This is a genomic window from Aurantiacibacter arachoides, from assembly GCF_009827335.1.
Taxonomy (GTDB): domain Bacteria; phylum Pseudomonadota; class Alphaproteobacteria; order Sphingomonadales; family Sphingomonadaceae; genus Alteraurantiacibacter; species Alteraurantiacibacter arachoides.
The window spans coordinates 1174586-1187758 of record NZ_WTYH01000001.1 but is presented as its reverse complement, the minus strand read 5'-3'; the positions used below and the strand labels follow the sequence as shown (position 1 = coordinate 1187758).

The window sequence follows — 13173 nt, the reverse complement described above, 5'->3', positions numbered from 1 at the left end:
TCTGTCACTACCTAGCCAAGTTCGTCGAAAGTGCGCTCGCGCTCCAGCTGGACCACGGCGTTGCGCCGCACCTTGTCGAACGTGGCGAGAAACTGCTCGCGTTCGCGCACGGACAGCGGTGCCATCAGGAAGGCGCTGCGCTGGCGGCTCGCCTCTTGGATGATCTCGAACAATCGCCGGCCTTCCTCTGTCGGACTGAAACGCCCATGCCGGCGGCCCGGCTTGCCATCGCGCGAGATCAGCCCGCGTTCGACCAGGCTGCGCACCGTGCGCCCGGCCTGGCTGTGATCGCGGTCGAGCCGCGCCACCAGCGTGTTCCACTCGATCGGCGCATCCAGAGCGATCTCGTTGAGCACCCAGCTTTCGAAGTTCGACAGCCCCGTCAGGCGCTTGAACGTCAGGGCTCCGCTGCGGCTGAAATAGGCCGACAGCGTCATCAGGGGAGACAGGATGCGCGATCGCTCGATCTTCACGGCGTTACCTTCGCCCGGAACGTAGTCCGGATCGGGGGCAAAGGGGTTCAGCGAACGGACGTCCTTGCTGCCCCGCGCGCGCTCCTGCTCGTACAGCATGACGGCGCGTTGCAGCAGTTGTTCGATCACGGCGTAGAACCGCGAGAGTTCGTCGTCGCTGATGTCAAAGGTAAGTTCGCGATTGCGCAGTTCGGCGAGCCGCAGCAGCCGGTCGGCAAGCGCCACGCCCTTGCGGGTCAGGGCGACGGGGGAGCGGATCTGGTCGCGCTCCACCATCTTGAAATCGAGCAGTCGCTTGACCGAGCGGCTGACCTGCGCCTTGTCGACACCTACCGCGCTGGAAATATCCGCCGGCACCACCGGTCCGCCGTTGCGCAGCAGGAACAACACGCGCCGGTCGAGTTCGACGAGGTCGATCTCGCGCGCGTACGAAAGCTCGGCGCTTTCCCGCACTTTGTAGAGCAGTTGCCACAGGTCGTGCTGGATGACGTGGGGGGGCGGCGCCTCACCCTGCCGGTGCTGTTCCGCTTCCGGAGCCAGGCCGTTCAGGATGATCGCCAGGCGGGTATCGAAAACGGGCGGGACTTCGTTCGATGGCAGGCCGGCGGCGACATCGCTTGCCAGTGCGCCGACCGCGAAGCTCTCGACGATGCGCAGCGCCTCTTCCGCCATCGGACCGAGCAGGTGGGCCAGTCGGCCGAGAGCGACATCGGTTTCCATCGCGTCCGGGCGCGCGCCACCAGCAAGATACGTCTGTCGGGCATGGGCCTGCAGGATGGCGCGCCAATCCGCACCGTTTCCGCTGGTCGGCCTGCTCGTCATTGCAATCCTCCGCCCCCCGCGATCGCGTGCGGGTTTCATTGCTGCCTGCCCTAATCAACATGGCGGCAATTGAACAGGTCGCATTTTGGCCGCCTGTCGCCTTCCGTTTTGTACATCCGGCAAGCGTCAGATCGCCGAAAAAGCAAAACCGGACAGGGTCAACGAGCCGCGCCGCAACGAATCCGGTAACCGATGCAGCCGTGCAACACTAACGATCGAGACGATAAGGCCAACACTCGCGCATTGGCTGATTTGCGCCATTTACCACGCCAAAACAAACCGCGAGGCCAATGGTAAATGACACGTTTTTCAGCTTGGCAGCAGGTCATGCGCCGCCCCTCGCAGACCCTTTTCACAAAGTGCGTGCGGGCAACTCTAGACACTATCAATCTTGCGCCATATGTCGATGAGGGAGCGGACGACAGAATGATTCCTGTTGCCGCCTGGGGAGGACAGCATGCTTGTAGCGCGATTCAGCGCGATGGCTCATCGGCTCTTGCAGCCGGGCCGCGCTTGCCTGACCCTCGATCGATTCAGCTATCAACCCGGAACTGCGCACTTCGCGCGGCGGCAACCAGAGAGATTGCCCGCCGTTCGCCACGCGTCGCCCGGTAGGGGATGAAACCTCGGACGGCCGCGACCCGGCCGGACGGTCAATGTGAAGGGAGCACATCGTGAGGAATTTTAACAATCAGCAGGTCTTCAAGGCCCTGCTTCTCGCCGGCGGCGCCGGCACCCTCGCCTTTGCCATGCCGGCCATGGCGCAGGATACACCGGACCAGGACGCCGAAGTCGGCGCCGACATCCTAGATGACGAACAGGACAGCCGCATCGTCGTGACCGGATCGCGCATCGCCGGCGATTTCAGTTCCAACAGCCCGATGGTAACCGTGGACGAGGCGCTGCTGGAGCAGTCCTCCACCTCCGCCATCGAACAGAACCTCAACCGCCTGCCGCAGTTCGTGCCGGCGCAGACGCCAACCGCCGGCGGCGACATCCAGCCAACGGCGACCAACACGCCCGGCGCGGCCACCGTCTCACTGCGCGGTGTCGGCGCCAACCGCAACTTGGTGCTGCTTGACGGCCGCCGCGGCACGCCCGGCAACGCCTCTGGCGTGGTCGACATCTCCACCATCCCCGCCGCCGCGATCGAGCGGGTCGAAATCATCTCGGGCGGTGCCTCGGCCACTTACGGTGCGGACGCCGTGGCCGGTGTCACGAACTTTATCCTGAAGAAGGATTTCGAAGGGCTGGAACTCGATGCCCAGCTCGGCATCACGCAGGAAGGCGACAACTTCGAATACCAGCTTTCCGGCATAATGGGTTCGGACTTCGCCGACGGGCGCGGCAACGTGTCGCTGGCCATGTCGATCAACACGCGTGAGGCGAACTTCCAGCGCGACCGCGACTGGTACACCGACCTCTGGCAGGACCCGACCATCACCGGCACGCAGTTCTTCCTCGATACGCCGGGCGTGAACTTCGGTGGTACCAACCTGCCCAACTATGCCACCGTGTTTGGTGCGGGCGCCGCGGGCAGCCGCCCGGGGCAGACCGTGTTCTTCCAACCCGACGGCACGGCCTTCACCTCCAACTTCGGCGGTTTCGGCAACAACCGCTTCAACCTGCCCGACGATGGCCTGCCGTACCTGCGCGCTTCGAACGGCACGATCTCGCAGAACAACACCGATTTTTACCTGATCCTGCCGTTGACGCGTTACAACGTGTTCGCCCGCGGCAATTACGAGATCAACGATACCATCGGCGTGTTTGCGCAAGGCCTGTTCAGCCACGTAGAGACGTTCACCCGCAACGAACCGGGCCCAATCACCGGCGGCTGGGGCGTCATCGTGGACCGGTTCCGCGATACCAACAACGACGGCATCCGCGAGACCCGGGTGATTGCCGACAGCGAGTTGCCCAGCGAACTGGTCACCCTGCTGAACAGCCGGCCCGATCCGACCGCGCCGTTCCAGATCCAGGCCCTGCTGCCTGACAATCGCGAAACGACGACGGACGTCACCACCTACAATCTCACGGCCGGCCTCGAGGGCTCCATCCCCAGCACCACGTTCAACTGGGAAGCCTTCGTCAGCCACGGCATTTCGTCGACCTACGCCGTGCAGACGGGCATCTATTCGCTCAACCGCCTGCGGGCCGTGCTGAACGGCGGCAATTTCGGCCGTGGCTTCAGTGCCACCGGCAACGCGGCGTTCGGTGGCTTTGGTGCTGCGAGAGCAACCTGCACCTCGGGTCTCAACCTGTTCAAGCCGCCGACCGAAGGCTTCAGCGAGGATTGCCTTGAGGCGACCCGCGCCGACCTCAAGAACCGGTCGGAAGTCACCCAGACCATCGCCGAGGCGAACGTCACCGGCAGCCTGTTCGATCTTCCAGCGGGCGAGCTCGGCATCGCGGTTGGTGCCAGCTTCCGCGAGGTCCAGTTCCAGTTCGACAACGACACCCTCACCACGCAGGGCCGTTCGTTCCAGGACCAGGCGCTGGGCATCTATCCGAGCGGCAACGTGGATGCGAGTTTCGACGTTCACGAACTCTACGGCGAAATGCTCATCCCGATCCTGTCGGATACGTTCGTCAACCAGCTCAACCTCGAACTGGGCGGCCGTGTCTCCGACTATTCGACCACCGGCACCAGCTATACCTACAAGATCCTGGGCGATCTCGAGGTGACGGACTGGCTGCGGTTCCGCGGCGGCTACAACCGGGCGGAACGTGCGCCGAACATCGGCGAGCTGTTCCTTTCGGCGCAGCAAACCTTTGCAGTGAACACCGCGGGCGATCCTTGCGCCATCAACAATCCGCTGTCGTTCTCGGCCAACCCCGCCAATGCCAACGCGGCGAACGTGCAGGCCATCTGCCGCGTGCTGCAGGGCCAGGCGGATCGTCCGGGCTTCGCCGGCGAATCGGCTGCGTTCTTCTACCAGCGGGACCCGGTCACCGGTGCCTTCGTGCGAGGGGCCAACAACCCCTCGACCTTCGGTTTTGCCTTCCCGACAACGGTGGGCAACCCCAACCTGCAGCCGGAAAAGGCCGATACCTGGACAGCGGGCGTCGTGGTCACCTCGCCGTTCGATACGGAGATGCTGCGCCGCTTCCGCCTGTCGGTGGACTGGTTCGACATTTCGGTCGAGGATGCCATCGGCGAACAGACCGTGGCAGCCGCGTTGCAGAGCTGCTTCGATCCGTTCCTCAATCCGCTGGCCGGAAGCGATCCGGTGGCCGCCGCCAATACGGTTGCCTGCCAGCTCGTGCCGCGCAACGCGCAGACGGGTGACCTGGGCAACGTGCAGCGGACCTACACCAATGCCGGCGAGTTCCACCTGTCCGGCGTTGACGTACAGCTGGACTGGGGTTTCGACCTCGGGCCGGGTTCGGTCAGCCTGAACTTCCTTGCCAACTACCTGATCGATTTCGAATCGACGGCGCTGGCCGGGATCATCCCGCTGGTCGATTACACCGGCACGCTGGGCACGGGCGAAAACGGCCTCAATACCGGTGTCTACGAATACCGCATCCTCGGCACCGTGGGCTACAACGTCGGCCCGCTCTATGCCGCCATCCAGTGGCAGCATCTGCCTTCGGTTGAGGACGCTACGGAGGCACAGTTTGGCGCACCCACGCCGACGACCGGCTATCCCAGCTACAACAAGTTCAACCTGAACGGGTCCTACGCGGTGACGGATGACTTCAACATCCGCTTCGGTGTCGACAACCTGTTCAACGAACGCCCGCCGCTCGGCAACGTGAACACATCGCTCGACGGGACGGGCCCCACCCTGCCCGGCGGCAGCTACGATGGCCGTTTCTACGATACCAACGGCCGCCGCTTCTACCTTGGTGCGAACGCGCGCTTCTGATCGGATCAGGACTGCAAGAGAAAAGGGGGCTCCACCTGCGGGTGGGGCCCTTTTCTTTTGTGCGGTTGGCGGTTGTCTGTGACGCGGTGCCCGACTAGGTCAAAACCGGATGCGCCCGTAGCTCAGCAGGATAGAGCATCGGATTCCTAATCCGGGGGCCACAGGTTCGAATCCTGTCGGGCGCACCATCTCTGACGCGTCAGTTCAGGTCCTTGGGCGGAGCAACCGGGAACGGCAGGGGAGCGACCGGCACGCCTTCCTCCAGCAATGCCCGAGTGTCCTCTGAACTGGCCTGCCCGTGAATTGCCGCATGGTCACGCTCACCGTAATGCATCGCCCGCGACTGCTCGGCGAATTCCTTGCCGACCCAGGTGCTGTTCTTCAAGGCAGTGGCTTGCGCCTCGGCGAGTTTCGCCATGGCTTGCGCCACCTGCGGCGGGATCGGAACATTGGCTATCGACGTGTCGCTGACCGTAGCGGCAGGTTTATGGACGTCCGGGGCTCGCACCTCCTGCCGGTTGCCCTTGCGCCCCACTGCCGGGGCCATGGGGGCTTTCCCGATCCGTTCGCTACCACAGGTGGGGCAGGCAAGAAGCCCACGCGCCTTCTGTGAATCGAAATCGGCAGAGGAGCCGAACCAGCCTTCGAACCGGTGGTCGTGCGCGCAGCAGAGGTCGTAAACGATCATGACACGTCCGATCTGGGGATGACGCGCCTGTTCGCAAGGCTGGGCAGTTGTGCGCGAGTCTCCGCGATGCGATCGAGATCGACGTCGCACAGGCCAAGCCCCGCGTTGTCAGCCCCCATGTCCAGCAGCACCTCGCCCCAGGGGTCAACCACCAGCGAGTGGCCGTAGGTCGTTCGCCCGTCGGCATGGTGGCCAACCTGCGCAGCGGCGATCACGAAGGCACTTGCCTCTACCGCGCGGGCGCGTTGCAGCAGATGCCAGTGGGCGGTGCCCGTGGGCACGGTAAAGGCGGCGGGTATGGCGATCGCATCGCAGCTTTTCCTGCCAAGTTCTTCGAACAAGGCAGGAAAACGAATGTCGTAGCAGGTTGTGAGGCCGAGCCGGCCGACCGGCGTTGCCTCTGCCGTGACGACGTCGTTTCCAGGCGCATAGGCGGCGGATTCCCGCCAGCTTTCGCCGCTGGCAAGTGCCACATCGAACATGTGGATCTTGTCGTACCGCGCCGCGACGTCGCCCGTTTTATCGAACACCAGGGTGCGATTGACCCAGCGCCCGTCCTCTCGCATTGCAGGCAGCCCGAGGGTGATCCACAAGTCGTGGCGAGACGCCGCCTTTGCCACCACGGCAACCGCCGGATTATCGCCCTCGGGCAGGACATGATCCGCCGCCCGCGTGCGATCGCGATCGAGCAGCAGGGCCATCTCTGGCGTAAAGAGCATCGCCGCGCCCTCACCCGCGGCACGTTCAGCCGCGCTGGCGATGGCTTGCGCGTTGGCCAGCGGGTCGATGCCCGAGGTCATCTGCAAGAGGGCGATACGGGTCATGTCCCGGCCCGCATGTCAGAGGCCGAGCAGCGCGTCCAGCTTGCCATCGCGTTCCAGCCCGGCGAGATCGTCCGATCCGCCGATGGCCTTATCGTCAATGAAGATCTGCGGCACCGTGCGCGCGTTGGGCCGGCGTTGCAGCATCTCCTCCCGCTTGGGCCCGCCCATCGAAATGTCATGCTCGATGTAGTCCACGCCCTTCTCGTCGAGCAGGCGCTTGGCGCGGTGGCAGAAGCCGCAGAACGCCTTGGTATAGATCTCGACCTTGGGTGTGCTCACGCGCAATTCCTTGTTATTTTCCGTCACTGGACAAGCTTGAAACCGCTTGCCCGGCACCTATTTCGCTTTCGCGGATGCCATCAGGGTCCGCTTTAGGTCAAATTGCTCAACAGAGGATTTGTTTCATGAATCGTTTCGATCTTACCCCCTATCGCCGTTCGACCGTCGGTTTCGACCGCATCTTCGACCTGCTCGAGAACAACACGCGCAGCGCGGGCGGCGGGGACAATTACCCCCCCTTCAATATCGAGCGCCGGAGCGAGGATGCCTATCGCATCACGCTGGCCGTTGCCGGGTTCGCCCCGCGCGATCTTGACATCACCGCGCAGCAGAACCTGCTGACGGTGCAGGGTCGCAAGCGCGATGAAGAGGCAGATGGCGAAATGCTGCATCTCGGCATCGCCAACCGTGGATTCGAGCGGCGTTTCGAACTGGCCGATTACGTCCGTGTGGAGAACGCCGACCTCAAGGACGGCCTGCTGGTAATCGACCTCGTGCGCGAAGTGCCCGAGGCGATGAAGCCCAAGAAGATCGCCATCGGCGGCCATACGCTGAACGTGGTCTCGGATGAAAAGGATGTCGGCCAGGCCGCCGCCTGAACCACGATCATCCACCAGGATTGAAGACGTTGGGGGCGGGCCCGCAAAGGTCCGCCCCCTCGACGCTGGAGGCGCCGACTCGCCTCTGGCATTGGCTGTCCGGGTCGCAAGAGACAGCCAGTTCCAGCGGCAAGAACCTGCCGAATGCAGCGCTTCCCTGCAGCGCGCATAGGGCCTCAAGTTCGTGAACCGAAGGTTACAGGCGCCTTGTTTTGACGATAGCCAGGCGCCCCCCGGCCCAGAGCATGAAGAGTAAGCCCTCTGCTCGGCTTTGCGCAAGTGTATTCTTACCTAAGTAAAGAACGATGGGGTGTCGTTCGAATTCGGGACACCTAGACGAGGCGCGATTGCGCCAGGGCAGCCTCTATGAATCCCGAAAACAAGGGATGCGGGTCGAACGGACGGCTTTTCAGTTCGGGATGGAACTGCACGCCCACGAACCACGGGTGATCGGGCCGCTCGATGATCTCGGGCAGCAGGCCATCAGGCGACATGCCCGAGAAGATCAGCCCGCCAGCCTCCAGCCTGTCGACATAGGCGGAGTTGACCTCGTAGCGGTGGCGGTGGCGTTCGGAAATCTCGGTCACGCCGCCGTACAGGCGCGAGACGTGGCTGTTACCCGCAAGCTTCGCCTTGTAGGCGCCAAGCCGCATGGTGCCGCCCAGATCGGTATCGGCGGAGCGTTGCTGCAGCCCTTCCTCGCTCATCCATTCGGTGATGATGCCGACGACCGGCTCCGCGGTCTCTCCGAACTCGGTCGAGCTGGCGGTATCGATGCCCAGGCTGCGCGCACCCTCTATGCAAGCCATCTGCATGCCGAGGCAGATGCCCAGGAACGGCACGCCCTTTTCCCGCGCGAACCGCACCGCGGCGATCTTGCCCTCGCTGCCGCGCGTTCCGAATCCGCCCGGCACGAGGATGCCGTGAAGCGGTTCGAGCTGACTGGCAATGTCCGCATCGTCCTGCTCGAACACCTCGGCATCCAGCCAGCGGATCCTGACCTTGGCGCGGTTGGCCATGCCGCCGTGCACCAGCGCCTCGTTGAGGCTCTTGTAGGCATCGGGCAGGCCGACATACTTGCCCACCACGCCAATCGTGACCTCGCCCTCGTAATGTTCGTAGCGATCAAGGACGTCGTCCCACCGCGCCATGTCGGGCAGGTTGGACGTGCCCAGCATGCCGAACGAGCGCAGCACCTCGGTGTCGAGGCCTTCCTCGTGATACTGGCGCGGCACGGCGTAGATGCTGCTGGCATCAAGCGCCTGGATCACCGCTTCCTTGCGCACATTGCAGAAATTGGCGATCTTCTGCCGCTCGGTCTCGGGCAGCGGGTGCTCGCAGCGACACAGCAGGATGTCGGGCTTGATGCCGAGCGAGGCAAGTTCGCGCACCGAGTGCTGCGTCGGCTTGGTCTTCAGCTCGCCCGCAGCCTTGATAAAAGGCACCAGGGTGACGTGGACCGACAGCGTCTGCTGCGGCTCAAGGTCGTTCCTCAGCTGGCGGATCGCCTCGATGAACGGCAGGCTCTCGATATCGCCCACCGTGCCGCCGATCTCGCACAGGATGAAATCGTGGTCGCCCTGGTCGGCCAGCGCGAAGTCCTTGATGGCGTCGGTGACGTGCGGGATGACCTGCACCGTCGCACCGAGGTAATCGCCGCGGCGTTCCTTGGCGATGATGTCACGGTAGACGCGGCCCGAGGTGATGTTGTCGTTCTGGTGCGCGGACACGCCGGTGAAGCGTTCGTAATGGCCGAGGTCGAGGTCCGTCTCCGCCCCGTCGTCGGTCACGTAGACCTCACCGTGCTGATACGGGCTCATCGTGCCCGGATCGACGTTCAGATACGGATCGAACTTGCGGATGCGGACCTTGTAGCCGCGCGCCTGCAACAGCGCCGCGAGCGATGCTGCCATGAGACCTTTGCCGAGCGAGGAGACCACGCCGCCGGTGATGAAAATATACCGCGCCATGGGACTTGGCCCTTAAGGTCCTGTCGGGATTCGGTGCAAGCACCTTTCCGCCGATTTCCACCGCAGAGCGGGGAAAACGGCCATTGCCGGGCGATTATTCGCCGATATTGGCAAGCGGATCCTCGGTGAGCCCGGTGCTGTCCGCACGATCCTGCGAGCTTCCATCGGGCGCCGGGGTTGTTTCGACAGGCGGCGCGCCATCGAGGCCGGTGTCCGCCGGGAACAGCCCGTCACCCTGCGCAGCGCCATCGGCAGGCGTACCGTCGATGTCGCTGGTAGCCGTGGTGCGATCGAGCGAATCGTCGAGATCGCCCTGCCCGGCCGCATTGGTCGCAATGCTGGCGAGAACGATCGCCAGCACCACGAACACCACGGCGAACCACTTGGTCGCACGGGTGAGGAAGTCGGCAGCGCCGCGCGCGCTCATCAGGCCGCCGGGGCTGCCACCGCCGCCGATCCCCAGACCGCCGCCCTCCGACCGCTGCATCAGCACCAGGCCGACGAGCCCTGCGGCCACGAAGCCCTGAAGGACAAGGAGGAAGTTGAAGAGAGAGGTCATGGCGGTGCGATCTTGTTGCGAGAAATGGTGGCGGAGCCGATGCGCGCATGTAGTCCGGCCCGGTCAATCCGACAAGGCCCGCCTGGGATGAGGCCGGCTCGCCACTGTCGGGCGGCCGCCGCGTCCCGCTGCGGCGTTATTCTGCGTCGGGATCGCTGGCGGCGGCGACGATGATGCCGAGGAAGCTTTCGGCCGTAAGGCTCGCGCCGCCGACCAGCGCGCCGCCGACGTTCTCCACCGCGAGCAGTTCCGCGGCGTTGTCGGGCTTGACCGAACCGCCGTAGAGGATGCGCACCTGCGCCCCGCCCTCGCCATAGATGCGTTCGAGCTCTGCGCGGATATGCCCGTGCATCGCACCCACATCGGCGGGGGTGGCGGTGTTGCCGGTGCCGATTGCCCAGACGGGTTCGTAGGCAACGGTGATCTGTTCGGCCGGACTGTCGCTAGCGGGAAGCGAGCCTTCGAGCTGCTTGCTGACGATGGCCTGGGCCTTGCCGGCGTCACGCTCGGCAGCGGTTTCGCCCACACATACGATCACGGTCATGCCGGCGGCCAGCGCGGCTTCGGCCTTGCGCTTGACCAGCGCATCGCTCTCCCCGTGGTCGGCGCGGCGTTCGGAATGGCCAACGATGATGAAGCCTGCGCCTGCATCCTTCAGCATTGCAGCGGATATGTCGCCGGTGTGCGCGCCGCCATCGGCCGGGTGGCAATCCTGCGCACCGATCCCGATGAGGGTCGCTTCCTTGCGACAGGCATGAACCAGGGTCGCGGGCGGCGCCAGCGCCACCTCCACCTTGATCAGCCGTTCTGCCGCACGGTCGATGGCGCGGGCCTCCGCCAGCATGGAACGGGTGCCGTTCATCTTCCAGTTGCCGACGACATATGGACGAGTTATCATTGATTATCCTGAATTCTGAAACGCCTGCGACGGACACGGGCCGTGCGCATCGGCGATATTGTCAGCGCGCTACTGCTCGTGTCCGCGGTTGTCAAAGGCGGTTTTGCCCAGCACCGGAAAGCACACGCCGCCTGTTGCGGCACGGTCGCAGGCGGGATAAGGCGCTTGCCTTCGCGCCCGACCTCGCAAGGCTCGGTCAGTCGTCAGAGCAAGTTACCAGAACCGGAATTCCATGATCAGTTTCTTTCGCAGATTCTTCCAGTCCAAGATCGGCCTGGGCCTGACGCTCCTCTTCCTCGTGCTGATGGGCTTTGCCTTTGCCAGTTCGGACGTATCGAACAGCGCGATGTTCGGCGGCGTGGCCGGTGGGGATCGCGTGGCGGTGGTGGGCGACCGGACCATTTCCACCGCAGACCTGACCAGCAACGTGAATTCCTCCATGCAGCAGGCGCGGCAGGACAATCCCACGCTGTCGATGGAAGGCTTCATCGCGCAGGGCGGGCTTACCGACGTTATCCAGTCGATGATCAGCCGCGCGGCGATTGCGGAATTCGGCGACATGATCGGCCTGCGCGTGGGATCAGCTCTGGTGGACAGCGAGATCCGGTCAACGCCAGCCTTGCAGAACGCGGCGGGCGAATTCGACGTGAACGCCTTTCGCGCCTCGCTGCAACAGCGCGGCCTTTCCGAAAGCGCAGTGCGGGACGACCTGGCCCTCAGCCTGATGGCGCGTCAGCTGCTGCTGCCCATCGCATACGAAGCGCGCATGCCGGAACGGGTTGCGCGCACCTACGCCCAGCTTCTGAACGAAACGCGCGTGGGCCGCGCCGCGGTGTTTCCCGCCAGCGCCTTTGCCCCCGCGGGCGAGCCAACCCCCGCGCAGCTGCAGGACTATTACGACAGCAACCGGGCGCAATATATCCGGCCCGAGCGGCGCACGATCCGTTACGCCACCTTCTCCGCCGAGAATCTGAACGACATTCCGCCTGTCACCGATGCGCAGGTCGCCGCCCGCTACCGGGCCGACGCCGCGCTCTATCGCGAACGCCAGCAGCGCAGCTTCACCCAGCTGGTGGTGCCGACCGAGGCGGCGGCGCAGGCCGTCATCGCCGAGGTGCGCGGCGGCACTACGCTGGAGGCATCGGCCCAGTCCAAGGGGCTGGCGGTGACGCAGGTCGAGGATGTCGAACAGCAAGCCTTTGCCGCCACTGCCTCGCAGGCCGTGGCGCAGGCGGCCTTCGCCGGTAACGATGGCGCGCTGGTCGGCCCCGTGCGCGGCAGCCTTGGCTGGTACGTGCTGCGCGTCGACGGCGTGACGCGGATCGCCGCCCGCCCCCTCGCCCAGGCGCAGAGCGAAATTCGCGAGAAGCTGGACACAGAACGCCGGACCCAGGCGCTGGGTGAGCTGACCGAGGAGCTGGAGGAACAGTTCGCCCGTGGTCGCACGCTGGACGAGGCGGCACGCGATCTCGGCATCGAAATCCAGACCACGCGCCCGCTGCTTGCCAGCGGACAAGTCTACGGCGCGCAGGAACAGGCCCCGGCCGAACTGGGCCGCGTGCTCAATTTCGCTTTCGAGGTGCCTGAAGGGCAGGCCAATCTGGACGAGGCGGGGAACGGAGAGGTGTTTCTGATCTACGACGTGGCCACCATCACCCGCAGTGCCACCGCTCCGCTTGCGGAAATCCGTGACACGGTGATCCAGCAGTGGCGCCGCGATCGCGGTATGGCCGCTGCCGGCCAGGCAGCGGGCCGCGTGATGCAACGCGTCGAAGGCGGCGCATCGCTCGCCGACGCCGTAGCGCAGGAGACGGCCAGTCTGCCAGCCACGCAGGCGCTGCGCATCTCGCGGCGGCAGTTGCAGGAACTTGGACAGGTCACGCGGGCCACGATCCTGTTCTTCTCGATGGCCGAAGGCACGGTGGAACGGGTCGCCGTGCAGGAACAGAACCAGTGGTTCGTGGTCGCGCTGGAGGACATCGAGGTGCCTCAGCTCGCCGCGAACGACCAGTTGGTCGAGGCCACCCGCACCCAGCTCAGCCAGAGCCTCGGCAACGAATATGTCGAGCAGTTTGTCGCCGCTGTCGAGAACGCGGTGGATGTCGAGCGCAACGATGCGGGCATCGACGCGGTTCGCCAGTCGCTGCTGGGTGCCAACAACCCCGCCCTCAATTGAGGGGGCGGCT

General features: G+C 64.7%; 10 protein-coding genes and 1 tRNA gene. 4 read left to right on the top strand and 7 right to left on the bottom strand.

What is annotated here, in order from left to right:
- Positions 1–11: 11 nt before the first annotated feature.
- Positions 12–1295: a MarR family winged helix-turn-helix transcriptional regulator gene (locus GRI62_RS05755; protein WP_160731819.1), complete on the bottom strand. Its 1284-nt coding sequence runs from the start codon at positions 1293–1295 to the stop codon at positions 12–14.
- Between the two features lie 674 nt (positions 1296–1969).
- On the opposite strand from GRI62_RS05755, the gene GRI62_RS05750 reads away from it, so the two are divergent.
- Positions 1970–5170 carry a TonB-dependent receptor domain-containing protein gene (locus GRI62_RS05750; RefSeq protein WP_131452418.1) on the top strand — a complete coding sequence of 1067 codons (3201 nt, stop codon included), beginning with the start codon at positions 1970–1972 and terminating at the stop codon, positions 5168–5170.
- A 111-nt stretch (positions 5171–5281) separates the two neighbouring features.
- A tRNA-Arg gene (locus GRI62_RS05745) sits at positions 5282–5358 on the top strand.
- Between the two features lie 11 nt (positions 5359–5369).
- Here the strand turns inward: GRI62_RS05745 and GRI62_RS05740 are convergent.
- From GRI62_RS05740 to grxC, 3 genes are read right to left on the bottom strand one after another with little or no spacing between them, the layout of a single operon-like run.
- Positions 5370–5858: a DUF1178 family protein gene (locus GRI62_RS05740; protein ID WP_131452417.1), complete on the bottom strand. Its 489-nt coding sequence runs from the start codon at positions 5856–5858 to the stop codon at positions 5370–5372.
- A complete protein-coding gene (locus GRI62_RS05735) occupies positions 5855–6682 on the bottom strand; it encodes a nitrilase-related carbon-nitrogen hydrolase (protein WP_131452416.1) in 828 nt (275 codons plus the stop codon). The genes GRI62_RS05740 and GRI62_RS05735 overlap by 4 nt, the downstream gene beginning before the upstream one ends.
- Before the next feature lie 15 nt (positions 6683–6697).
- Complete coding sequence (gene grxC / locus GRI62_RS05730) at positions 6698–6961, bottom strand: glutaredoxin 3 (RefSeq protein WP_131452415.1); 264 nt, start codon at positions 6959–6961, stop codon at positions 6698–6700.
- Positions 6962–7086: 125 nt separating this feature from the next.
- Between grxC and GRI62_RS05725 the strand changes: the two genes are divergently transcribed.
- Positions 7087–7560: an Hsp20 family protein gene (locus GRI62_RS05725; RefSeq protein ID WP_131452414.1), complete on the top strand. Its 474-nt coding sequence runs from the start codon at positions 7087–7089 to the stop codon at positions 7558–7560.
- 332 nt (positions 7561–7892) lie between these two features.
- Here GRI62_RS05725 and GRI62_RS05720 read toward each other — a convergent pair whose 3' ends face one another.
- From GRI62_RS05720 to tpiA, 3 genes are all read right to left on the bottom strand, one after another.
- Complete coding sequence (locus GRI62_RS05720; protein WP_131452413.1) at positions 7893–9530, bottom strand: CTP synthase; 1638 nt, start codon at positions 9528–9530, stop codon at positions 7893–7895.
- Positions 9531–9624: 94 nt separating this feature from the next.
- The gene (secG, locus tag GRI62_RS05715) at positions 9625–10089 is read right to left on the bottom strand and encodes a preprotein translocase subunit SecG (RefSeq protein WP_131452412.1); all 465 of its coding nucleotides are present in this window, start codon (positions 10087–10089) and stop codon (positions 9625–9627) included.
- Between the two features lie 136 nt (positions 10090–10225).
- Positions 10226–10987, bottom strand: a complete 762-nt coding sequence (gene tpiA / locus GRI62_RS05710) for a triose-phosphate isomerase (protein WP_131452411.1) — start codon at positions 10985–10987, stop codon at positions 10226–10228.
- 232 nt (positions 10988–11219) lie between these two features.
- Between tpiA and GRI62_RS05705 the strand changes: the two genes are divergently transcribed.
- Positions 11220–13163 (top strand): peptidyl-prolyl cis-trans isomerase, encoded by a 1944-nt coding sequence (locus tag GRI62_RS05705; RefSeq protein WP_131452410.1) that lies wholly within the window; start codon positions 11220–11222, stop codon positions 13161–13163.
- Positions 13164–13173 lie beyond the last annotated feature (10 nt).

Excerpts from the sequence above, each read along its gene's own strand:
- GRI62_RS05755 (WP_160731819.1), bottom strand. The coding sequence starts at position 1,295 with ATGACGAGCAGGCCGACCAGCGGAAACGGTGCGGATTGGCGCGCCATC.
- GRI62_RS05740 (WP_131452417.1), bottom strand. The coding sequence starts at position 5,858 with ATGATCGTTTACGACCTCTGCTGCGCGCACGACCACCGGTTCGAAGGC.
- GRI62_RS05735 (WP_131452416.1), bottom strand. The coding sequence starts at position 6,682 with ATGACCCGTATCGCCCTCTTGCAGATGACCTCGGGCATCGACCCGCTG.
- GRI62_RS05725 (WP_131452414.1), top strand. The coding sequence starts at position 7,087 with ATGAATCGTTTCGATCTTACCCCCTATCGCCGTTCGACCGTCGGTTTC.
- GRI62_RS05720 (WP_131452413.1), bottom strand. The coding sequence starts at position 9,530 with ATGGCGCGGTATATTTTCATCACCGGCGGCGTGGTCTCCTCGCTCGGC.
- secG (WP_131452412.1), bottom strand. The coding sequence starts at position 10,089 with ATGACCTCTCTCTTCAACTTCCTCCTTGTCCTTCAGGGCTTCGTGGCC.
- tpiA (WP_131452411.1), bottom strand. The coding sequence starts at position 10,987 with ATGATAACTCGTCCATATGTCGTCGGCAACTGGAAGATGAACGGCACC.
- GRI62_RS05705 (WP_131452410.1), top strand. The coding sequence starts at position 11,220 with ATGATCAGTTTCTTTCGCAGATTCTTCCAGTCCAAGATCGGCCTGGGC.